Here is a 22049-nt window from a genome sequence, read left to right as displayed (position 1 = left end):
CAAACTAAACACCAAACAAAAAAGCCCGCGTGGATCGCTCCACGCGGGCTTTTCTTTTAAAACTGATAACTTATTCGGTATCAGCAGCTTCTAACGCAATCGCAACCGACTGAATGATCGAAGCGAAGCGTGCAGCAGTCTGGATAGCTTCGGTCGAAACACCTGCTTTGCGTAGAACATCTTCGTGCGCATCAATGCACATGCCGCAGCCATTGATTGCCGAAACAGCCAGCGACCAAAGTTCGAAATCGACCTTATCAACGCCCGGGTTGCCAATAACGTTCATACGCAGCTTGGCTGGAAGCGTGCGATATTCCTTGTTAGTCGCAAGATGCACAAAACGATAATAAACGTTGTTCATGCCCATGATGGAGGCAGCGGATTTTGCAGCCTGCACAACGCTAGCATCAACCTTACCAGCTGCTTCAGCAGTCAGCGCCTTGCGCACATCAGCATTGCGCGAAGCAATACCACAGGCGATGAACAGGCCATATTTCTGCTGTGGCGTCAGCGTTTCATCGCTTGCCATGGACGAAAGGTTAAGACGAACATCCTTGGCGAAATCCGGGATTTTAGACTTCAGATCATCAATGGACATGGAACCCTCTTTAAAATGTCATGTGTCAGTTCTTGATAAACAAAAGGCGGGTCTCAACCCGCCTCGTGTCAAATGATTTATGCTGATTAAGCAGCCTTAAGCGTTTCGCCACCGACTTCGCGGTTGCATGGGCAAAGCTCATCGGTCTGCAGAGCGTCGAGAACGCGCAGCGTGTCTTTAGGAGCGCGGCCAACATTGAGGTTGGTTGCGTAAACATGCTGGATCGTGTTGTCAGGATCAACAACGAAGGTGTAGCGGTAAGCAACGCCATCTGGCGAACGAACGCCGAGGCCATCAACCAGCGAACCGTTCGTATCAGCAAACGACCAGATTGGCAGCTTGTTGAGATCCTGATGATCGCGGCGCCATGCGAGCTTCACAAATTCGTTGTCGGTCGAGCCGCCGAGAACGACTGCGTCGCGGTCTTCGAAGTCCGAAGCCAAACGTGCAAATTCTGCGATTTCTGTTGGGCAAACGAATGTGAAGTCCTTAGGGTAGAAGAAAATAACCTTCCACTTGCCTTCGAAGCTTGCTTCGGTGACTTCTTCAAAAGCCGAAACGCCGTTTTCTTCGTGGAAGTTAAAACCAGGCTTCACGCCGGTTACTTTGAAAGAAGGAAGCTTGTCACCAATACCGAGCATCTCATACCTGCCTGTCAATTCGTTGTTATGCAGAAAATTCAGAAGTTTCAGAACTCTCTACTTGCTAGACATATATAGGGATTCTAATACAATCGGTCAAAGCGATTAAAACGATCAAATCCATCGATTTTAACGATGGGGATAAGTTTAGCCCGGAACTATGCTCAATATCAGTGTTCGACAACTCCACTATTTTATCGCTCTTGTTAAAGCGGGCTCGTTTTCGCGCGCGGCAGAAGCGGTCGGCGTTACGCAATCAACGCTCAGTGCGTCCATTCAGGCGCTCGAAGCCGAGATCGGCGCTACACTGATCGACCGCACCGGACGACGCATGCAATTGTTGCCGGCGGGTGAAGATTTTCTCACTCGTGCGCAAGAAATCGTTGCCTCCATAGAGGAACTACCTGAACATGCGCGTCAGGCAGAACGCCCTCTGACCACGCGTCTGCGACTGGGTGTTATCCCGTCAATTGCACCGTTTTTATTGCCCAAGGTGTTGCCGACAACAGCCAAAGCCTTTCCCGAATTGCAATTAAGCGTGCGTGAAGGGTTGACGCGCACCCTTCTCGACAATCTGCGCTCGGGTTCGCTTGATGTGGCGCTTGTCGCTCACCCCTATGATCTTGATGATTTTGAAGTCGCTGAAATTGGGGAAGATCCGTTCTTTCTCGCCGTGCGCCGCGATCATGCGCTCGCAAATCGCGACCATATTGATGCCAGCGACCTACAGGATCAGCCTTTTCTGCTGCTTGAAACTGGCCATTGCTTACGCGAACACGTCATGGCCGCCATTGGCTCAAAGCCCACCCAGACAAGTGGTGATGTTCATGCGACAAGCATCATGACACTGGTGCAGCTTGTGGAGTTTGGCATGGGCGTAACGCTTCTGCCAGAAGTCGCAATCAAAGCAGGCGTTACCCGTGGCAGTGAAATCAGTATCGTGCCTTATGAAGGGCAGAACAACTATCGTTCGCTCGCTTTAGTCTGGCGCGCAAAGGCTGCAAGACGCAATGAATACCAGCTATTCGCAACGCATCTGCGCAATCATTGCATGAATAAATGAGTTAAAGCACATCCCGAAAAGTGGGAACCGGTTTTCGGACCAGGGTGTGCGTGAAACAAATGCATAGAGCGCCGATCTGATAAAATCAGATCGAAACGCGCTCTAAAGAACGCCCCATGCACGGAAACGGCCCCGCCCGGTAATCTCCCGAAGATTAAGCTCAGCGATCAGCTTGAGTGCTCCTTGTGGCGTGACATCAAGCTCCTTCTCCACCATTGGGCTCGATACAAGCGGGCTACGCATCATCATATCCACGAGTTGCGGCAAGCGGGAATTAGAACGACGCCCTTTGAGTTTACGCTGCATCTGCTCTCGCGCCAGCATCAAACGGTCATGCTCTTTCATCACTGTCTCAGCACCATCCTCAATGGCTGCAAAGAAGGTTTTGAGACGGACCAGACGGTTCTGCGAGCGGCGTTCATCAGGCCGTTTGGTTCGCAATCCGATGCTCAGTGCTGGCAAATGCGAAGAAGCTATTCCCGACTGACGCAGATAAGCGGCAGCGAGCAAGCGCCCTACCCATGAGGAGCGCTGCACCACCTCAATATCAAACCAGGCATCATACATGATTGCAGCACGCATCAAGGAAGGCAGGTAAGCAGACTTTTCAAAGATGTCGCGCCATTGCTGCAAACGCTCATCCTCATTCCAGTCCTCATCATTTAAAAGCGGATCAATTTCAACAGGCTGAGGCTTGGGTTTCTCCTGAACAATGCCTTTCAAAAGTGCATCAGTGCGCGCGAGCAGTGCATCAATATCATCCAGAAGTGCGTCGGCTTCACCCTCCTCCGGCTCATCATATTGCTTCACGGGTTCGGCTTGAATGTCGACATTCCGACCAAGCAATTGCTGGATGCCTGAACTGCTCAAAGCCCAGCCTGCTGCGCGTCCAGCGACTTGCCGACGAAGACGCAAAACGGAGTGCGCAATCGTAAGCGCATGGCTCGGCATACGCGTATCCATCACTGCGTCATGCAAAATCAGATCTTCTAGATGCACCAGCTCGCCCTCAAGCCACATGGAGGCGACAGCGTCATGCATATGCATACGCTCCAACATTCCATCGCGGATCGGTGATCGGGCAAGCCGCTCGTCAAGCCTAGTTAATGCAGCCGTGGCATTTGCCACAGGCACAAAAAACTCATCGAGCGACAACTTGTCAAATTCATAAGCCATGCTCCGCATATCGCAGCCGATAGCGAAAAAAGGCAAATGAAAATGAGTGTTTAGGCGAGAACTTCCGCAACTTTCACAGCACGACCTTCCTTGACTGACAGAAGGGCAGCTTCTGCAAGCGCCAAAGCCTGCAATCCATCTTCAGCAGAAGGTGTTGGAGCATTGCCATTATCAATCGCATCAATGAACGATGCGACCTCAGCAGCATAAGCATCCGTGTAACGAGTCATGAAGAAATCATGCAGCGGCGGGCGGGTATAGCCATCCTTTGATGCCACCTCGATGGAAACCGGACGCTGGTTTTCAGCCGAAACCGCTCCTTCTGATCCGTGTACTTCGATGCGCTGGTCGTAACCGTAAGAAGCACGGCGTGAATTTGAAATCACGCACTGACGACCAGAAGCCGTCGTCAGGATCACGCTTGCACTGTCAAAGTCGCCAAGTTCACCGATCTTAGGATCGACAAGAACCGACGCAGAGGCCGATACGGTTGCAATTTCTTCGCCCAACAAAAAACGCGCCATGTCAAAATCATGGATCGTCATATCGCGGAAAATACCGCCAGAAACCTTGATATATTCCGCAGGCGGCGCACCCGGATCACGACTGGTGATCGTTACCATTTCGACCTTGCCAATCCGACCGTCATCAATAGCCTTGCGAACTGCCGCGAAATGTGGATCAAAGCGGCGATTGAACCCGAGCATAACCTTGCCGCCGGTTTCCTTGATGACATCGAGACACGCACGCACGCGCTCAATGTTGAGATCAATCGGTTTTTCGCAGAACACCGCTTTGCCAGCGCGGGAAAACCGTTCAATCAGATCGGCATGCGTATTCGTTGGCGTACAGATCAGCACCGCGTCAACATCAGAAGAATTTTCAATCTCGTCGATGGTGCGCACTTCAGCACCCGCAGAATCGGCAATGGCACGCGCTGCATCCTCATTAGCATCTGCTACTGCGATCAGCTTTGCGCGCTTGTCGGAAGCTATCGCGCCTGCATGAACCTTACCAATACGACCAGCACCGAGCAGAGCAAGACGTGTAACCATTGCCTTCATCCTCCCAAAACGGTCATCCTCGATTGACCGACAGAACAGTTTCACCTTTTGCACTTCGTGCGAGAGCACAATGGCAATAGAATATTTATTCTATTTTGCTAGATTGTGATATAATAGAAGTCAAGAGAGTGTTTCTGAAAGGGCCGTAATGGACGTCGAACAGGTTGCTACAGCTCCAGGCAATATTAAAGAATTTGAAGTGAAATTGCTGGAAATTGCAGATCGCCTGCCCAAGCGCTTGAAGCAATGCGCCGATTATGTTGCAGCCAATCAGGACAGAATCGCGGTTTCGACTGTGGCGGAAATGGCCGAAGGCGCAGGCGTTCAGAGTTCAGCGTTCATGCGCTTTTGTCAGATATTGGGCTTTTCCGGCTTCTCGGAAATGCAGAAACTTTTTCGCGACTCCTATGCTGGCGGTTGGCCCGATTATTCCACGCGGCTTGAACATTTGCGTGAAACGGCGGCAGGAAGCGCCCCGGCCCTTCTGGCAGAGTTTGCCGAGGCAGGCCGCACTTCACTTGAAAGCCTGTTGAAGACCATCGAGCCGGAAGCACTTGAGAAAGCCGTCAAGCTGTTGGCAACGGCAGAAACCATTCACATCATTGGCGTTCGGCGCGCATTTCCGGTTGCAAGCTATCTGGCCTATGCTCTTGAAAAGATGCAGGTTCCAGCGATGCTCCACAGCGCAGTGGGGAAACTTGAAAACCAACATTCCATTCGCAAGGGCGATGTACTGCTTGCCATTTCTTTTTCGCCCTATTCGCCCGAAACAATCGCCATGGCAGAAAATGCCAGCGCGCGCGGCATCGATGTTATCGCAATCACCGACACAATTGTCAGTCCTATGAGCAAGCTGGCACAACAATCATTGCTCGTTTCCGAGGTGGATTTCGGTGCATTCCGCTCGCTTTCTGCAACGCTCTGCCTGGCAATTACGCTCGCTGTCGCCGTCGGTACAAAACGCCAATCATAAAATACTACGGCATTCCATTTTTCAGTTGAAATGGAATATTAAATCCATTTTAATCAGAAATAGAATGAAAGACGCATACACCGGTGGAGGATGGAATGAAGCGGCTGGATTTGATCACAATTGGCCGGTCTTCGGTAGATCTTTATGGCGCACAGGTCGGTGGACTGCTCGAAGATATGTCGTCCTTTAACAAATATGTTGGCGGCTCTCCCACAAATATTGCAACCGGAACGGCTCGCCTCGGACTTAAATCCGCGCTCATCACACGCGTCGGCGATGAGCATATGGGGCGATTTCTACTCAATGAACTTGCACGCGAAGGCGTGGATACGCGTGGCATCGTAACCGATCCTGAGCGACTGACAGCACTTGTCATTCTCGGCATTCGTGACCAGCAGCATTTTCCACTGATCTTTTATCGCGAAAACTGCGCTGACATGGCGCTTTGCGAAGATGACATTGATCCAGACTTTATTGCACAGGCCGGATGTGTACTCGCCACCGGCACGCACCTGTCGCATCCGTCTACAGAAGCTGCAGTTCTCAAGGCACTGAGACTCGCGCGGGAAAATGGCAGCCGCACAGTGCTTGATATAGACTATCGCCCGAACCTCTGGGGACTTGCAGGTCACGGCGATGGTGAAAACCGTTTTATCGAATCTGCCGCCGTTACCGCGAAACTCCAAACGACGCTGAATCTGTTCGATCTCATCGTCGGCACGGAAGAAGAATTTCACATTGCCGGTGGAACGACCGATACAGTTGAAGCCCTCAAAGCCGTTCGCGATATCACAACAGCAGTACTCGTTTGCAAGCGCGGGCCAATGGGCGCAGTGGTCTTTGAAGACGACATTCCTGATAGTCTCGACGAGGGAAAATCCGGCGAAGGTTTTCCAATTGAAGTGTTCAACGTGCTTGGTGCGGGCGACGGTTTCATGTCTGGCCTTTTGCGCGGCTGGCTCAAGGATGAAGATTGGCCTACCAGTCTGAAATTTGCCAATGCCTGCGGTGCCTTCGCCGTGTCACGCCATGGCTGCACCCCCGCTTATCCGAGCTGGGAAGAGCTGCAATATTTCTTCAACACCGGCATTCGCGACAAAGCGCTCCGCAATGATCAGGCACTCGAGCAAATTCACTGGTCGACCAATCGTAACGGTGACTGGCCACATATGCGGGTCTTCGCTTTTGATCACCGTATTCAGCTAGAAGAGATGGCAAGGGAAGCTGGTGCGCGTGATGAAAAAATCGGACAATTCAAAGAATTATGCTTGAATGCTGCATTAGAGGTTTCAGGCGGTGAAAACGGCTACGGCATCCTTTGTGATAGCCGACTAGGTCGCGACGCACTTTACCGTGCCGCTGGAACTGGTCTTTGGATCGGACGCCCTACAGAATGGCCAAGTTCGCGTCCCTTGGAGCTTGAACCTGAACTCGGCCCCGATTGCGGTGGTCTTATTGAATGGCCGCTTGAGCACGTCGTAAAAGTGCTTTCCTTCTATCACCCGGATGACAGTGACGAGATAAAAGCACAACAGGAAGCAACTGTAAAACGGCTCTATACAGCTGCACGCCGTAACCGACTTGAATTCCTGCTGGAGGTTATTCCGTCCAAAGTCGCACCTGTCGATGACATGAGCACGGCGAAAGTCGTCGAGCGTTTCTATGAGATCGGCGTTTATCCGGACTGGTGGAAACTGGAACCTCTGACGACAGAAGAAGCATGGCAAAGTACCTGCGATACCATCCTGCGCAATGACCCTCATACGCGCGGCATTGTCGTGCTGGGCCTCGATGCACCCGCCGAAGAACTGGAAGCAAGCCTCAAAGTTGCAGCGCGCTTTGATCTTGTCAAAGGTTTCGCAATTGGCCGCACCATTTTAGGCGAAGTTGCCCGCAAGTGGCTTGCAGGCAAAATGAGCGATGCAGATGCTGTTTCGGAAATGGCAGAACGCTACCGCAGTTTCTGCGATCTGTGGGACAGACTGCGCCAGAAATAAACGCATCTTAGCAACAGGTGGAGGCCTGTATCTGAAATTGCGATGAGGCGGATTTCCGCCGGGAGGAATTATGACGACTGTTCGACTGACTGCGGCACAGGCTCTTGTGCGCTATATTGCCAATCAGATGACACCAGAAGGTGAGCCTTTCATTGCTGGTGTCTGGGCGATTTTTGGCCATGGAAATGTTGCCGGGCTTGGCGAGGCACTGCATGGCATCCGCGACAAGCTCCTGACCTGGCGCGGCCATAATGAACAAACCATGGCTCATGCGGCCATTGCCTATAGTAAGCAACTTGGTCGCAAACGCGCTTGCGCTGTCACCTCCTCTATCGGCCCCGGTGCAACCAATATGGTCACAGCGGCAGCGCTCGCCCATGTGAACCGTCTGCCGGTCCTGTTCATTCCCGGCGATGTCTTCGCAAATCGCGGCCCCGATCCAGTGTTGCAGCAGATCGAGGATTTCAACGACGGCACAGTGAGCGTCAATGACTGTTTCCGCCCCGTAAGCCGCTATTTTGATCGCATTACCCGCCCTGAGCAGCTTCTCACTGCCCTGCCGCGCGCCTTCCGCACAATGACCGACGCTGCGGATTGCGGACCGGTAACGCTATCTTTCTGTCAGGACGTGCAGGCCGAAGCTTATAACTGGCCAGAGGAGTTCTTCGCGCCAAAAGTTTGGCATTGGCGGCGACCGCCAGCCGATGAACATGAGCTGGCAACGGCAATTGCCGCAATCAAAGCTGCCAAGACCCCGGTTATCATTGCGGGCGGCGGCGTACATTATTCAGGCGCCCATGAAGCGCTGAAAAGCTTTGCGGAAACCCACAACATACCGGTTATCGAAACTCAGGCAGGCAAATCGGCTTTGCCGTGGGATCATGCGCTCAATTTCGGTCCGGTCGGCGTAACTGGTGCAGACAGTGCAAATGCAGTTGCAGCAAGTGCCGATCTGATCATAGGCGTAGGCACTCGCTTTCAGGATTTTACCACCGGCTCCTGGGCATTGTTTAAGCATCCGGGCCGAAAGCTGCTCTCGCTCAACGTTCAGCCCTATGACACCCACAAGCAAGGTTCAGTCTCACTTGTCGCAGATGCAAAAATTGGGCTGTTAGCACTTTCAGCTGGTCTGAAAGACTATAAGCGCGGCACGCTCGACACCACGCTGAAAACACGCTGGTTTGAAGCAGCAGACCGTTTCACGGCCGCTCCCGGTGACGCCAACCAGCTTCCCACAGACATGCAGGTAATCGGCGCAGTTCAGCGTCAGTCGAAAGAAAATACCGTCGTCATGTGCGCGGCGGGAACCATGCCGGGTGAATTGCACCAGCTCTGGAAAGCCGGTCGCCCGATGTCCTATCACATGGAATATGGCTTCTCCTGCATGGGCTATGAGATTGCAGGTGGGCTTGGCATCAAAATGGCGGAACCGGATCGCGACGTGATCGTGATGATAGGTGACGGCTCCTATATGATGGCCAATTCAGAGCTCGCGACTTCTGTGATGATGGGCATCAAGATCACAGTCGTTCTTACAGACAATCGCGGTTATGGCTGCATCAACCGTTTGCAAATGGCGACCGGCGGTGCCGAGTTCAACAATCTGCTCGACCACACAACCCATGTGAATGCATCGAATATCGACTTCGCAGCCCATGCAGGTGCGATGGGTGCCGACAGTAAGAAAGTCGGCTCTATCCGTGAACTGGAAGATGCGCTGGCAGAAGCGCGCAACAGCCCGCGCACAACAGTTATCGTCATCGATACCGATCCTTACCCAACGCCTGAAACCGGCGGCTGGTGGTGGGACGTGGCTGTGCCGGAAGTCTCCGACCGCGACCAAGTACGCGCCGCGCGTGAAAATTATGAAGCTCAGATCAAAGAAAGAAACTGACCGATGATCCTCTATGGCACCAACCCGATTGCCTGGTCGAACGATGATGATCGCAGCCTTGGCGCGCATATAAGCCTTGATCAATGCCTTGATGAGACTTCAAAAATCGGCTTCAACGGAATCGAAAAAGGTCATAAATTTCCACAAGTTGCAGCGGAACTTAAAGCAGTACTCGAACCACGCAATCTGCGCTACGTTTCCGGCTGGCATTCGCTGAACCTTCTTACCAATTCGGTTGAGAATGAGAAGGCTGCGATGCAGCCAGCGCTCGATCTTCTGAACGCCATGGGCTGCAAGGTCATCATCGTTTGCGAAACATCGAACGCCATTCATGGAGACGATAGCAAGTCACTCTCCGAACGTCCGGTGCTGGAAGAAGCACGCTGGGCTGAGTTTGGTGCAGGCGTTGAAGCACTGGCCGAATATGCGAGCGCACAGGGTATTGCACTCGTCTATCACCATCACATGGGCACGATTGTTCAGAGCGAAGACGAGATCGACCTTCTGATGAAACATACCGGTCCACATGCCAAGTTACTGCTTGATACAGGTCATTGTCTGTTTGGCGGCGGTGATCCTGAACGCGTTGCAAAGAACCATATGGGGCGTGTTCGCCATATCCATGCCAAAAATGTGCGCCCGGCTATAGCGGCACAGGTACGCGACCAGAGCCTGTCCTTTCTGGAAGGTGTGCGCCGCGGCGTATTCACGGTTCCCGGCGACCATGAAGGCGGTGTCGATTTTGTGCCAGTGCTTACGGTCGCAGCCCAGCATGGCTATCAGGGCTGGCTGGTGATTGAAGCCGAACAGGACCCTGATGTGCGCAATCCATTCGAATATCAGTCGCTGGGGCTGAAATCGCTTAAAGCATTTGCGCGCGAAGCAGGGTTAGACAAAGGAGACTGAGCTATGGCCAATCTGTTACGCAAACCGAGCGGCAAGCATGGCAAGGTGCACGACATCACGCCGGAAAGCGCCAATTGGGGCTATGTTGGCTTTGGCCTCTATCAACTTAAAGCAGGCGAAACCGCAACCGAGAAAACCGGCGACCGGGAAGTCATTCTGGTGCTGGTCGAAGGCAAGGCAAAGCTCAAAGCATCGGGAGAAGATTTCGGTGAAATGGGCGATCGAATGAGCGTGTTTGAAAAACTCGCTCCGCATTGCCTCTATGTGCCTGCTGAGAGCGACTGGGATGCAGTGGCGACAACCGATTGCGTGCTTGCTGTCTGCACCGCACCGGGCAAACCGGGCCGCAAGGCACAAAAACTCGGACCGGAAGGGCTGACATTCGATACGCGTGGACAAGGTGCGAATACCCGCAACATCTTCAATATTGCCATGGAAGGCCGCGATGTCGCCGATAGTCTACTGGTGACTGAAGTTTTCACACCACAGGGCAACTGGTCATCCTATCCGCCACACCGGCATGATGAAGATAACTTCCCGGATATGACCTATCTGGAAGAAACCTATTATCATCGCCTAAACCCATCGCAGGGCTATGGCATTCAGCGGGTCTTTACCGAAGATGGCAGTCTCGATGAAACCATGGCCGTTTCTGACGGCGATGTCGTTCTGGTGCCAAAGGGACATCACCCATGCGGCGCGCCCTATGGTTATGAGATGTATTATCTCAACGTCATGGCTGGACCGATCCGCAAATGGCGATTTAAAAACCATCCGGATCACGACTGGATTTATAAATGCGATAATCCATCAGCATAAAAAGAAAGCCCCGGATTTCCGGGGCTTTCTTCTTAGAGTTTTGCCACTTTTTTCAAATCGTCCACCGCACCGGGTGCTGCAACGAAAACGTGACTACCTTTGGTGAGCTTTTCGCCCTCTGTCGGAAATGGATGCGTATAGCCGCCTGCTTCGCGGACCAGGCAAAAACCTGCCATGCAATCCCAAGCGTGCATATATGGCTCGTAATAGCCCACCAGACGCCCTGCTGCCACATAGGCAATCATCAGTGCGCCTGAGCCATTGCGAATGAATGTGCCGCCTGCTTCAAGCAAATCTTCAACGATCTTCGCAACCACCTGTGGGGTTACGTAATTATTGGCACCAATGCCCGTCACCGCGTTGCGAATTGTGCGCGTTTCATCAAGCACAAGCTTTTTGCCATTAAGCGTTGCACCCTGCCCCTTGGCGGATGCGTAAAGCTCATCAAAACATGGCGCCTGAATAACACCGATCACCGGCTCGCCATCTTTCAGCACGGCAATGGAAACGCACCAGTTCGGCATTCCATTGACAAAAGGGCTGGTGCCATCGATGGGATCAACCACCCATGTATAGCCTGAGCTGCCCGCATTCAGTCCATATTCTTCACCCAGAAAGCCATCGTCGCTGAAAGCTGCTGATACACGTTCATTGATCAGCTGTTCGACATTGCGGTCAGCAATGGACACCACATCCTGCGGATCGCGCTTGGTTTCAATCACCAGCGTCTCGCGGCGATTGAAGTAATCGAGTGCCAGCGCACCAGCCTCGTGCGCAATGTCCTGCGCAAGCTTAAATCGTGCTTCAAGCTCTTTTGAAATGTCTGAGGTCATGCTTGGTTTCCAGTCAGCAGGAATGAAGATGCATGGCATAGTTGGTTTAATACCGGCAAAATCTGAGATTTTGCAAAGCTGTGCATACTCTTTGTTTTTTAAATTTATGTGTCAATCACAATTTAAATATTTCATTCTGAAAATCGGTGAAATAATCATTCCATTCCAATTTTGCACAGCCTTGCAAAAAGTTTGAACAACAAAAAAGGCGGCCCGAAGACCGCCTCTTTCTAATCAATGGAAGGCTTATCAGCCAATGGCCATCAGGCTGGCATTGCCGCCTGCAGCCGTTGTGTTGATGGAGGTAGAAACCTCTTCAAGCAACCAGCTCAGGCAATAGCAATCAGCGCTCTCGGCAAGCTGCGCCGAAGTTGCTGCCTGTGTCAGCACGAGCGGGCCTGGAAGAGCTGCCAGCTTCTTATTGATGTCGGTCAGGCGTTCGCCCTCTCCTTCAACAAGCGCACCGGCAAAAGGCGCATCGGCCTGCCAGTCCTTTGTCCAGACAACGCGAGCAGCGACGCTTGAAGGCAAGTCCTTCAGAACATTGCGCAAGCCTGAAGCTTCGTCGATTACCGCTTCGTTGCCAGTGGCGAGTGCCGCTGTCAGCTGACGATAGAGACCGGTTTCAGTCTGCGGAACCAGAAGAATGCGACCACGCGCATGAAGCGCATAGAGGTTGCGTTCACCAACCGGACCCGGAAGCTCGATATTCAAACCAAGTGCAGAAGCACTGCCGGTTTCACGAGCGGCCTGCGCCAGTTCGTTCATGCCGCGATTGCCAAGCCACTTTGCGAAATCGTTGAGCGCGGCATCGGTGTGCACCGAAGCCATACGCGGCGGAATTGGCGCTGTTTCAACGAGGCGACCGAGATAAAGCGGACCGCCAGCCTTCGGGCCCGTGCCGGACAGACCACGGCCACCGAAAGGCTGGACGCCCACAATCGCACCGATAACGTTGCGATTGATATAGACGTTGCCAACGCGGATACGATCAGCAACGTGAGCAATCGTTTCATCAAGGCGCGTGTGCAGGCCGAAAGTCAGGCCATACCCAGTTGCGTTGATGTCATCGATCAAGCTGTCCATGTCGTTACGCTTGTAGCGCACAACATGCAGAACAGGACCAAACACTTCACGCTTCAGATCGCGCAGACTGTCGATCTCGACGATGGTTGGAGCAACGAAGGTGCCCTTGCCGGTTTCAGGTCCAAGCGGAAGCTGCTCCACCTTACGACCCATATCGCGCATCGTCTGAACGTGTTTTTCGATGATATCCTTGGCTTCAGCAGTAATTACGGCGCCAATATCAACTTTCAGCTGGTCGGTGCGGCCAATGGACAGTTCCTTGAGCGCGCCCTTGAGCATGGTCAGAATGCGATCAGCAACATCTTCCTGCAGGCAAAGAACGCGCAGAGCCGAACAGCGCTGACCGGCACTGTCAAAAGCCGAACCGATAACGTCGAACACGACCTGCTCGGCAAGAGCGGACGAATCCACGATCATGGCGTTCTGGCCGCCGGTTTCAGCAATCAGCGGGATCGGCTTGCCATTTGGCAGCAGACGCGACGCAAGCTGCGCCTGAATAAGACGTGCAACTTCGGTCGAGCCGGTGAACATCACGCCACAGGTTTCCTGTGCTGCAACGAGGGCTGCACCAATTCGGCCATCGCCCGGCAGAAGCTGCAATGCATCGGCCGGAATGCCAGCTTCGTGCAGAATTCGCACGCCCTGCGCTGCGATGAGCGGGGTTTCTTCAGCAGGCTTTGCCAGAACCGGATTGCCTGCAACAAGGGCTGCTGCAATCTGACCGGTGAAGATCGCCAGCGGGAAGTTCCACGGGCTGATACAGACAATTGGACCAAGCGGCTTGTGCGCAACGCCCAGCGTACGGCGGGTCTGTTCGGCATAATAACGCAGGAAGTCGATAGCTTCGCGCACTTCTGCAATAGCGTTTGGCATGGACTTGCCAGCTTCACGCATGATGAGGCCAAGCAGTTCTGCCATTTCACGCTGCATGATATCGGCAGCGCGATCAAGGCAGGCTGCACGATCAGCAGGCGAAACCTGAGACCAGCTTGCAACAGCCTTCTCAGCCGCCTTCATTGCTTGTGCAACATCGTCGGCGGCGATTTCCGTAACCGTACCCACGACATCGGAATGATCGCCGGGATTCAGAACCGGACGGCTTTCACCCTTAACCTTGGCGCCAGCAATCTGCGGCTCCGCAGTCCAGGCGCGTGTAGCATTGGCTTTGAGCGTTTCGCTCAGTTCTGCCAGCTGCTCTTCATTGGAAAGGTCGAAACCTGCCGAGTTTTTGCGAATGCCATAAAGGCCTTCCGGCAGGTTGATCTGGTCGTGACGTGCACCGACAACGGCCATCGAACGAACGACTTCCGCAGGATCGGCAATCAGTTCATCAACCGACACGCTCTTGTCGCCAATGCGATTGACGAAGGAAGAGTTCGCACCATTTTCGAGCAGACGACGGACCAGATAGGCCAGCAGCGTTTCATGCGTACCAACCGGCGCATAAATGCGAGCTGGACGACCCAGCTTCGATGCACCGACAACTTCGTCATAAAGCGGCTCGCCCATGCCATGTAGGCACTGGAATTCATAAGAGCCGGTTTTGAAGTCCGGGCCTGCCAGATGATAGATCGTGGCAAGCGTCTGCGCATTATGCGTTGCAAACTGCGGGAAGATCACATCACGGGCGCCAAGCAATTTGCGGGCGCAAGCAATGTAGGAAACGTCGGTGTGAACCTTGCGGGTGTAAACCGGGAAATCTTCAAGGCCATCAACCTGCGCGCGCTTGATTTCGGCATCCCAGTAAGCGCCCTTGACGAGACGAACCATGACGCGACGATTGTTGCGGCGGGCAAGATCGATAATGAAATCAAGCACAAACGGGCAGCGCTTGCCATAGGCCTGCACCACAAAGCCGATGCCTTCCCAATCAGCCAGATCAGGATCTTCAATCAGGCTCTGCAGAAGATCGAGCGAAAGCTCAAGACGGTCTGCTTCTTCGGCATCGATGTTGAGCCCAATATTGTACTTCTTGGAAAGGGCTGCGAGCGCCTTCACCTTTGGCAGAAGTTCGCCCATGACGCGTTCGCTCTGCGCGCGAACATAACGCGGATGCAACGCCGAAAGCTTGATCGAAATGCCGGGACCATCATAAATGCCGCGGCCGGCGGAAGCGCGACCAATCGCATGAATCGCAGTCTCGTAATCCTTGTAATAACGTTCTGCGTCAGCAGCCGTCGTGGCAGCTTCACCGAGCATGTCGTAGGAATAACGGAATCCGCGCTCTTCAAGCGACTTTGCGCGCTTGAGTGCTTCATCGATAGTTTCGCCGGTGACAAACTGCTCGCCCATCATGCGCATTGCCATATCCACGCCGCGACGGATAACCGGCTCGCCACAACGGGCGATCAGGCGAGTAAGCGCTGCCGAAAGGCCGCTGTCATTGACGGTGTTGGTGAGCTTACCGGTAACAACAAGACCCCAGGTTGCAGCATTGACGAACAGCGAACGACCACCGCCGACATGCGATTTCCAATCGCCATTGGAAATCTTGTCACGGATCAGCGCATCACGCGTTGCCATATCCGGAATACGCAGCAGAGCTTCGGCAAGGCACATCAGCGCCACGCCTTCCTGGCTCGACAGCGAATATTCATGCACCAGACCTTCAACGCCCGTTCCCTTGTGCTTAGCACGCAGGGCTTCGATCAGCTTGCGAGCGGTCGCTCTGATCTGCTTGGTCGTTTCTTCAGGCAGGGTCGCCTGCTGAACCAGCGCGGTCACGCATTCAGCTTCTGGCCGACGATAGGCATCGGTAATCGCCTTGCGCAACGGCGTCTGCGGACGGATTGGCGGCGCGAAGCTCTGGAAAACAGGGGTAGCGTTGGCGGATACTTTATCAGTCATGGTGCAATGCTCGCAAAAAAAGGCTCAGGCCCAGTTCAACTATGCTTCCGAGCGCATTTCGATCTGACTATATCAGATCAGCGCTCTCATTCTTTGTTTTAAAGCGCATCTTATCCGAAAACCGTTTCACACTTTTCGGGATGCGCTATATGTGGTCGCACACTATCATCGACGCAAATTGCATTCTGCCTTCATTTGATCCATATAAAGGCAATTCGATCTTATTAAAGCGACTTTAAGAGGCATTTTGAATGCGAAAGATAGACTCTGTAGACGATCTGGATCAGTTCGATCGCCGCATTCTTGAAGTGCTAAGCGATGATGGTCGCATTGCTATGACCGAGTTGTCAAAAAAAGTCGGACTTTCCAAGACGCCATGTCAGGCACGCGTCAAACGATTGGTCGACGAAGGCTATATTATCGGCTTTCGCGCGGCGATTGATCCCGAAAAGCTGGGCCTCGATCATATCGCCTTTACGACCGTGAAATTATCGGACACACGCGAAGCGGCCCTCACCGCATTCAATGTAGCGGTACGCAAAATACGCGAAGTCGAAGAATGCCATATGATCGCAAGCTCGTTCGACTATCTGCTGAAAGTGCGAACGCCCAACATCCGGCGTTACCGCGAGGTGCTGGGCGAAAAAATCTCGAGCCTGCCGAATGTGGCAAGTACGTCCACTTTCGTGGTGATGGAATCCGTCAAAGACAACCGCCCGGTTAGAGTCTATCCGGGCGCACTGTAAGTTTTATAGTGGCTGATCTGCCAGATAACGTTCAAGCGTTTTGGCTGTGCCATCCTGCCAGATACGCTTGAGCGCCGCCGAAAAGGCATCGATATAAGCTGGATTGGTGGCTAATGCGCCGAAAATATCGGTCATTTCGAGCCAGTGCGCCGGTTCGTCTTTGGCAAGGAACGCTTGCTTTACCAGACGATCCCATGACGGATCATTGGGTTCAATCACCGCACCGTTATCCGTCGTTCCATAGCAATAGCGGCACCAGAGAGCGGATACCAGTGCAAGGCCCGTGACCGAATGACCTTTGGCCAGACGGTCTGAAACTGTCGGCAAAATAAATTTCGGCTGACGGTTGGAACCATCAAGGCAAAGGCGGCGGATTGTGTCGCCGATCTTTGGATTGGCAAAACGCTTGTCGATAAGCAGGCGATAGTCTTCAAGAACCGTATTTGGAACCGGTGGCACCTCAGGAATGATTTCTTCTCTGGTGAGTTTTTCCAGATATTGACGGATCAGTGGATGTTCCATCGCTTCATGCACAAAATGGATATCAAGAAGCCCTCCCGGATAGGCAATTGCCGCGTGCCCACCATTAAGTATCCGGATTTTCATCAGCTCATAAGCGTCGACCTGATCGGAAAAGGTTACGCCAACTTTTTGCAGCCGGGGACGTCCAGTCGGGAATTTATCCTCTACCACCCATTGCTTGAACCCTTCGCAGAAGACCGGCCAGCCATCTTCAACTTCAAACTCCTGTAGCGCGATATCGCGTTCGCGCTCACCCGTCGCGGGCGTGATGCGATCCACCATCGAATTCGGGAAAGCCACATGGGCCGCAATCCAGTCAGCAAATTCCGGATCGCTGAGCTTGGCAAGTCCTACGACGGCATCTTCGGTAACATGGCCATTGCCGGGAATATTATCGCAGGACATGACCGTAAACGGCTCAACTTCGGCTTTCTTTCGCAGTTTCAGCGCCTGCACAATGAGGCCGAAGACCGTATTCGGCTTATCGGTATGAACGCTGTCATAGACAATATCCGGATGCGCTGGATCAAAATGCTGGCTTGCCGGATCGATATAATAACCACCTTCAGTAATCGTCATCGAAACGATGCGAATATCCGGCGATGTAAGATAGGTCATCAAGGCTTCTCGACCCCCATCCGTCGATATGGTCACGTAGTCGACCATTGATGCCGTAATGCGCGCGCTTGAATAGTCAGCTTCCTGTTCGACAACTGTTGTCAGCCAGTCTTGCGCTTTGAGCGTATCGCGCATGGCATCATCGCTCCCACGAATACCCGCGCCAACCAAAGCCCAATCGTGATCGAGTCCCAGACCAAACAAGTCATCAAGATAGACGGCTTGATGCGCGCGATGGAAATTACCCACGCCAAAATGCACAATTCCGGGCTTTAATGCCGTAAAATCATAGCCCGGTTTTTGAACCTTAGTGAAGCCATGCAAAGTGGCATGCGTAAGTTTGGTCATGAAAACTTCCTCCTGAAATCAAGCCGGAACGAACTGTACCTTCATCGTAGCAGGATCACTGCCCTGTTTTGTGAAGAAAGGCAGCATTTCTTCAATCGGCAAGCGATGCGATACCAGACGTGCCATATCGCCCCTGTCCTTTTGAAGAATTTCGAGCGCTTGCGGAATATTGCGATTAAGTGAATGAGACCCTGCAATACGAATTTGGCGACGGAAGATTTCAAATGGTGCCACCGATACGCGCGCATCGGGTGCGCAAACACCAAACACCAGCACCGTACCGCCATCCGCCGTAAAGCCGACCATGCCTTCCACGACTTTCGCAATGCCAGTGGCATCAGCAACGAAATCAAAACTCTTTTTGCGCGCCTCAAGTTCTGCAGAACCGGAAACAATAGGCTGAAGGCCGAGGCTCTCAGTAAAAGCCAGACGGTGCTCGTTGATGTCCGCAACGGCGACTTTTTCAACACCTTGCGCTTTGAGAGACAAAGCAAGCAAAAGACCGATTGGCCCTGCCCCAAACACCAGTGCAGTTTCGGACCCTTGCTGGCCTGCCTTTAACTCTGCCGCGCCAAGGCCATTGAGAACGCAGGCCAGCGGCTCGGCAAGCGCCGCCACATCGAAAGGCAAGTTGCCAATCGGATGAAGATGCTGCGCATTTACAAGGCTTTTATCTGCAAAGCCCCCATTATGCGTGACGCCATAGGCTTTAAGGTCAGCGCATAAGTTGGTTAGCCCCTTCCGACAGGCACTGCAATGCCCGCAGGGAATGTTCGGGTCGACTGCCACCCGGTCGCCGGGCTTTACATTGGTCACATCTTCCGCAACAGCAATCACGACACCCGCATACTCATGACCCGGCACAAGCGGAAACGCACTCGAGCCGTAACGGCCATGCAACACATCAATATCAGTGTGGCATAACCCTGAAGCCTTGACGTCAATCAAGGCGTGTCCGGGTTTGAGTTCTGGATCAGGGAGTTGGGTAAGCTCCGCTACACCATGCCCGGTAAAATAAATGGCTTTCATTTTTGCACCTAAAACTGGCCTAGAGCATAATCCGACCGAAGTGGAATGACGATCGGTAAGATTATGCTTAAAATAAAAGGAGTTAGAGCATCGATCTGATGTAATCAGATCGAAACGTGCTCTAAGCCATCCAATTGCCGCCATCGACTCCAAATGTTTGGGCGAGGATGTAATCACTTTCGGAAGATGCAAGGAAAATTGCCATGCCTGTCAGGTCTTCCGGGGTTGCAAAACGTCCCACCGGTACAGATTTGGCAACCGCTGCTTTCTTCTCTCCAGGCTTCAGGCCTTCCCACTTAGCAAAGTTTGCGTCCACGACTTCCCAATGCTCACCGTCGACAACGCCCGGCGCGATCGCATTGACCTGAATGTTATGCTTGACGAGTGCCAGTGCAGCGGACTGCGTTGCGGAAATTATAGCTGCCTTTGACAGACAATAAAGTGTGACGAGCGCTTCGCCCCGACGGCCAGCCTGACTTGCCATATTGATAATCTTACCGCCGCGACCGCGTTCGATCATGACGTTCGATACGGCCTTCATCATGAAAAGCGGGCCTTTCAGATTAATGCCAAGCACGTTTTCATAGCTTTGTTCGGTGATCGCATTGATCGGCGCCATATCGAAAATCGCAGCATTATTGACCAGAATATCGATACCGCCATATTCCTTGTCGACCTCCGCGACCACCCTTTCAATATCTGCAAGGTTGGTCACGTCGAGCTTTACTGCTTTCACCGCATCACCGAGACCGCGCGCCGCTTCCTCCGCGCGCTCAATATTGATGTCGGCGATGATGACTTTTGCACCCTCACGCGCATAGGCTTCGGCGAAGCCAAGACCAATACCGCGTGCAGCACCTGTGATAAGTGCAACTTTATCTTTCAGTCTCATAGAAATTCTCCGGGAGCATTAATAAATCAAGTCAACGCGACTTTTTCGTTTCAGCGAGTAGAAGCGGATGACGTTCACGGCGTTCAAGCGCCAAACCATCAGCTTTGAAAAGATGCGCATCTGCGGGATTAAAGCCCAAATTGGCGGTCTCATGCGTTCGTGACGTGCTTCCGCCGCCCGCTTCTGCAACAATGAGATCGGACGCCGCAGGGTTTTGAACGTAGAGATAGGTTTCTCCGCCCAAGCGCTCGACGACCATAATCTCTCCATCAAGAATGCCGTCACTCGCCGGATGAAGATGCTCGGGACGTACACCAAGGGTCAACGATGCGCCGACATTGGCCCCATCGACCTCAACCGGCACTGTAATGCTCTTGCCATTAGCCAATTCGACTGTAACGCCATCCGCACCCGCAGCTTTCACCGTCACATCGATGAAGTTCATAGTTGGTGAACCAATGAAACCAGCGACGAAGCGATTGACTGGATGATGATAAAGCTCAAGTGGCGATCCCACCTGCTCCACGCGCCCATCACGTAACACAACGATTTTGTCGGCAAGCGTCATCGCTTCAACCTGATCATGCGTCACATAGATCATTGTTGCTTTGAGGCGATCATGAAGACGTGCAAGTTCAATGCGCATCTTTATACGAAGTGCAGCATCAAGGTTGGATAGCGGCTCGTCAAAAAGAAAGATTTTCGGTTCGCGCACCATGGCACGACCAATTGCGACACGTTGACGCTGACCGCCCGACAATTGGCGCGGCTTTCGATCAAGCAACTTGTCAAGCTGAAGTGTCTTGGCGACTTCTTCAACCTTACGATCACGTTCTGATTTAGACACCCCTGCGAGTTTAAGTGCGAAGCCCATATTATCTCGCACATTCATATGCGGGTAAAGTGCATATGTCTGAAACACCATCGCAAGCCCGCGCTCATCTGGCGGCACATCGTTACATTGCTGACCGTCTATGTTCAGCTCGCCGCCGGTGATTTCTTCAAGTCCCGCAATCATGCGCAGAAGCGTGGATTTGCCTGAGCCAGAGGGGCCGACGAAAACGACGAACTCGCGGTCTTCGATGTTGAGATTAACACCTCTGATAACATCAACGTTGCCATAAGACTTAGTCGCGTTATGGAAAGAAAGTGTAGCCATGGGGTTCCCTCTATTTCACGGCGCCGAAAGTCAGACCGCGCACCAGCTGGCGCTGCGTAATCCAACCAAAGACAAGAATTGGCGCGATGGCGAGCGTGGAAGCTGCCGATAACTTTGCCCAGAACAGCCCTTCAGGTGACGAGAAGGACGCAATGAAAGCAGTCAGTGGTGCAGCTTTTGAAGCAGTCAGATTGAGACTCCAGAATGCCTCGTTCCAACAAAGAATAATCGATAAAAGTGCTGTTGAAGCGATACCCGGCAAACTAAGCGGCAGAAGGAGATAGCGGATTTGCTGGCCCACTTTTGCACCGTCCATGCGGCTTGCTTCCAGGATTTCATGTGGAACTTCTTTGAAGAAAGAATACAGCATCCAGACAACAATGGGCAAATTGGAAAGCGTGAAGATGATTATAAGACCAGTGCGGCTATCAAGCAGCCCGCTATCGCGTGCGAGCAGATAGATCGGCACCAAGACGCCAACTGCCGGAAGCATTTTGGTGGAAAGCATCCAAAGCAAAAGATCTTTCGTGCGCTTGCCCGGAAAGAATGCAGCTGCGTAAGCCGCAGGCACAGCAATGATGAGTGAAAGTATCGTAGCGCCGACACTTTCCACAACACTGTTCATCGCATAACGAAAATAGTCTGCACGCTGATTGACCACCTCAAAATTTTCAAGCGTCGGCGTGAAAAACAACTTTGGTGGCGCAACCGCATCGATTTCAGTTTTAAAAGATGCAAGCAGCATCCAAAGGATTGGAAAAAACATTAGCAGCGCAACTGCCCATCCGATAATGCCGGCAGAGACTGTTGCGTTATTAAACTTACGTTTTGCAGCCAT

At 52.7% G+C, this 22049-nt stretch carries 18 protein-coding genes; 7 read left to right on the top strand and 11 right to left on the bottom strand.

Translation table 11 applies throughout. The annotated features are described in order from the left end of the window. Positions 1-70: 70 nt before the first annotated feature. Complete coding sequence (gene ahpD, locus J2782_RS09395; protein ID WP_310011755.1) at positions 71-598, bottom strand: alkylhydroperoxidase, AhpD family; 528 nt, start codon at positions 596-598, stop codon at positions 71-73. A gap of 86 nt (positions 599-684) precedes the next feature. Beyond that, positions 685-1239: a peroxiredoxin gene (locus J2782_RS09390; RefSeq protein ID WP_064321814.1), complete on the bottom strand. Its 555-nt coding sequence runs from the start codon at positions 1237-1239 to the stop codon at positions 685-687. Positions 1240-1399: 160 nt separating this feature from the next. Between J2782_RS09390 and J2782_RS09385 the strand changes: the two genes are divergently transcribed. Further along, positions 1400-2302 carry a hydrogen peroxide-inducible genes activator gene (locus J2782_RS09385; protein ID WP_310011753.1) on the top strand — a complete coding sequence of 301 codons (903 nt, stop codon included), beginning with the start codon at positions 1400-1402 and terminating at the stop codon, positions 2300-2302. A gap of 102 nt (positions 2303-2404) precedes the next feature. Here J2782_RS09385 and J2782_RS09380 read toward each other — a convergent pair whose 3' ends face one another. Then, complete coding sequence (locus J2782_RS09380; RefSeq protein WP_310011751.1) at positions 2405-3478, bottom strand: RHE_PE00001 family protein; 1074 nt, start codon at positions 3476-3478, stop codon at positions 2405-2407. 50 nt (positions 3479-3528) lie between these two features. Continuing rightward, the gene (gene iolG, locus J2782_RS09375; protein WP_310011749.1) at positions 3529-4533 is read right to left on the bottom strand and encodes an inositol 2-dehydrogenase; all 1005 of its coding nucleotides are present in this window, start codon (positions 4531-4533) and stop codon (positions 3529-3531) included. A 157-nt stretch (positions 4534-4690) separates the two neighbouring features. Here iolG and J2782_RS09370 point away from each other — a divergent pair, with 157 nt between their 5' ends. From J2782_RS09370 to iolB, 5 genes are all read left to right on the top strand, one after another. Continuing rightward, the gene (locus tag J2782_RS09370) at positions 4691-5515 is read left to right on the top strand and encodes a MurR/RpiR family transcriptional regulator (RefSeq protein ID WP_310011747.1); all 825 of its coding nucleotides are present in this window, start codon (positions 4691-4693) and stop codon (positions 5513-5515) included. Positions 5516-5610: 95 nt separating this feature from the next. After that, positions 5611-7512: a bifunctional 5-dehydro-2-deoxygluconokinase/5-dehydro-2-deoxyphosphogluconate aldolase gene (locus J2782_RS09365; RefSeq protein WP_310011745.1), complete on the top strand. Its 1902-nt coding sequence runs from the start codon at positions 5611-5613 to the stop codon at positions 7510-7512. Positions 7513-7582: 70 nt separating this feature from the next. Further along, the gene (gene iolD / locus J2782_RS09360; RefSeq protein ID WP_310011744.1) at positions 7583-9406 is read left to right on the top strand and encodes a 3D-(3,5/4)-trihydroxycyclohexane-1,2-dione acylhydrolase (decyclizing); all 1824 of its coding nucleotides are present in this window, start codon (positions 7583-7585) and stop codon (positions 9404-9406) included. Between the two features lie 3 nt (positions 9407-9409). After that, positions 9410-10312, top strand: a complete 903-nt coding sequence (gene iolE, locus J2782_RS09355; RefSeq protein WP_310011743.1) for a myo-inosose-2 dehydratase — start codon at positions 9410-9412, stop codon at positions 10310-10312. A 3-nt stretch (positions 10313-10315) separates the two neighbouring features. Continuing rightward, a complete protein-coding gene (gene iolB / locus J2782_RS09350) occupies positions 10316-11131 on the top strand; it encodes a 5-deoxy-glucuronate isomerase (protein WP_310011741.1) in 816 nt (271 codons plus the stop codon). A 32-nt stretch (positions 11132-11163) separates the two neighbouring features. Here the strand turns inward: iolB and J2782_RS09345 are convergent, their stop codons facing one another. Then, positions 11164-11964, bottom strand: a complete 801-nt coding sequence (locus J2782_RS09345; protein ID WP_310011740.1) for an inositol monophosphatase family protein — start codon at positions 11962-11964, stop codon at positions 11164-11166. Positions 11965-12213: 249 nt separating this feature from the next. Further along, a complete protein-coding gene (putA, locus tag J2782_RS09340) occupies positions 12214-15897 on the bottom strand; it encodes a trifunctional transcriptional regulator/proline dehydrogenase/L-glutamate gamma-semialdehyde dehydrogenase (RefSeq protein ID WP_310011738.1) in 3684 nt (1227 codons plus the stop codon). Between the two features lie 251 nt (positions 15898-16148). Between putA and J2782_RS09335 the strand changes: the two genes are divergently transcribed. Then, the gene (locus J2782_RS09335; RefSeq protein ID WP_007879523.1) at positions 16149-16643 is read left to right on the top strand and encodes an Lrp/AsnC family transcriptional regulator; all 495 of its coding nucleotides are present in this window, start codon (positions 16149-16151) and stop codon (positions 16641-16643) included. A gap of 3 nt (positions 16644-16646) precedes the next feature. Here the strand turns inward: J2782_RS09335 and J2782_RS09330 are convergent, their stop codons facing one another. The 5 genes from J2782_RS09330 to J2782_RS09310 form a co-directional block, all read right to left on the bottom strand. Next, on the bottom strand, positions 16647-18131 hold the full coding sequence (locus tag J2782_RS09330) for a mannitol dehydrogenase family protein (protein WP_310011736.1): 1485 nt from the start codon (positions 18129-18131) through the stop codon (positions 16647-16649). Between the two features lie 18 nt (positions 18132-18149). Then, entirely contained in the window at positions 18150-19160 is a 1011-nt protein-coding gene (locus J2782_RS09325; RefSeq protein ID WP_310011735.1) for a zinc-dependent alcohol dehydrogenase family protein, read from the bottom strand. Positions 19161-19281: 121 nt separating this feature from the next. Further along, on the bottom strand, positions 19282-20052 hold the full coding sequence (locus tag J2782_RS09320) for an L-iditol 2-dehydrogenase (RefSeq protein WP_310011732.1): 771 nt from the start codon (positions 20050-20052) through the stop codon (positions 19282-19284). 31 nt (positions 20053-20083) lie between these two features. Then, positions 20084-21211 (bottom strand): ABC transporter ATP-binding protein, encoded by a 1128-nt coding sequence (locus tag J2782_RS09315; protein WP_310011730.1) that lies wholly within the window; start codon positions 21209-21211, stop codon positions 20084-20086. Between the two features lie 10 nt (positions 21212-21221). Continuing rightward, on the bottom strand, positions 21222-22049 hold the full coding sequence (locus tag J2782_RS09310; RefSeq protein ID WP_310011728.1) for a carbohydrate ABC transporter permease: 828 nt from the start codon (positions 22047-22049) through the stop codon (positions 21222-21224).

Source organism: Brucella pseudogrignonensis (assembly GCF_031454375.1).
In the GTDB taxonomy this organism is placed as follows: domain Bacteria; phylum Pseudomonadota; class Alphaproteobacteria; order Rhizobiales; family Rhizobiaceae; genus Brucella; species Brucella pseudogrignonensis_A.
The sequence above is the reverse complement of the archived record's forward strand: the minus strand, read 5'-3'. Positions and strand labels throughout refer to the sequence as shown.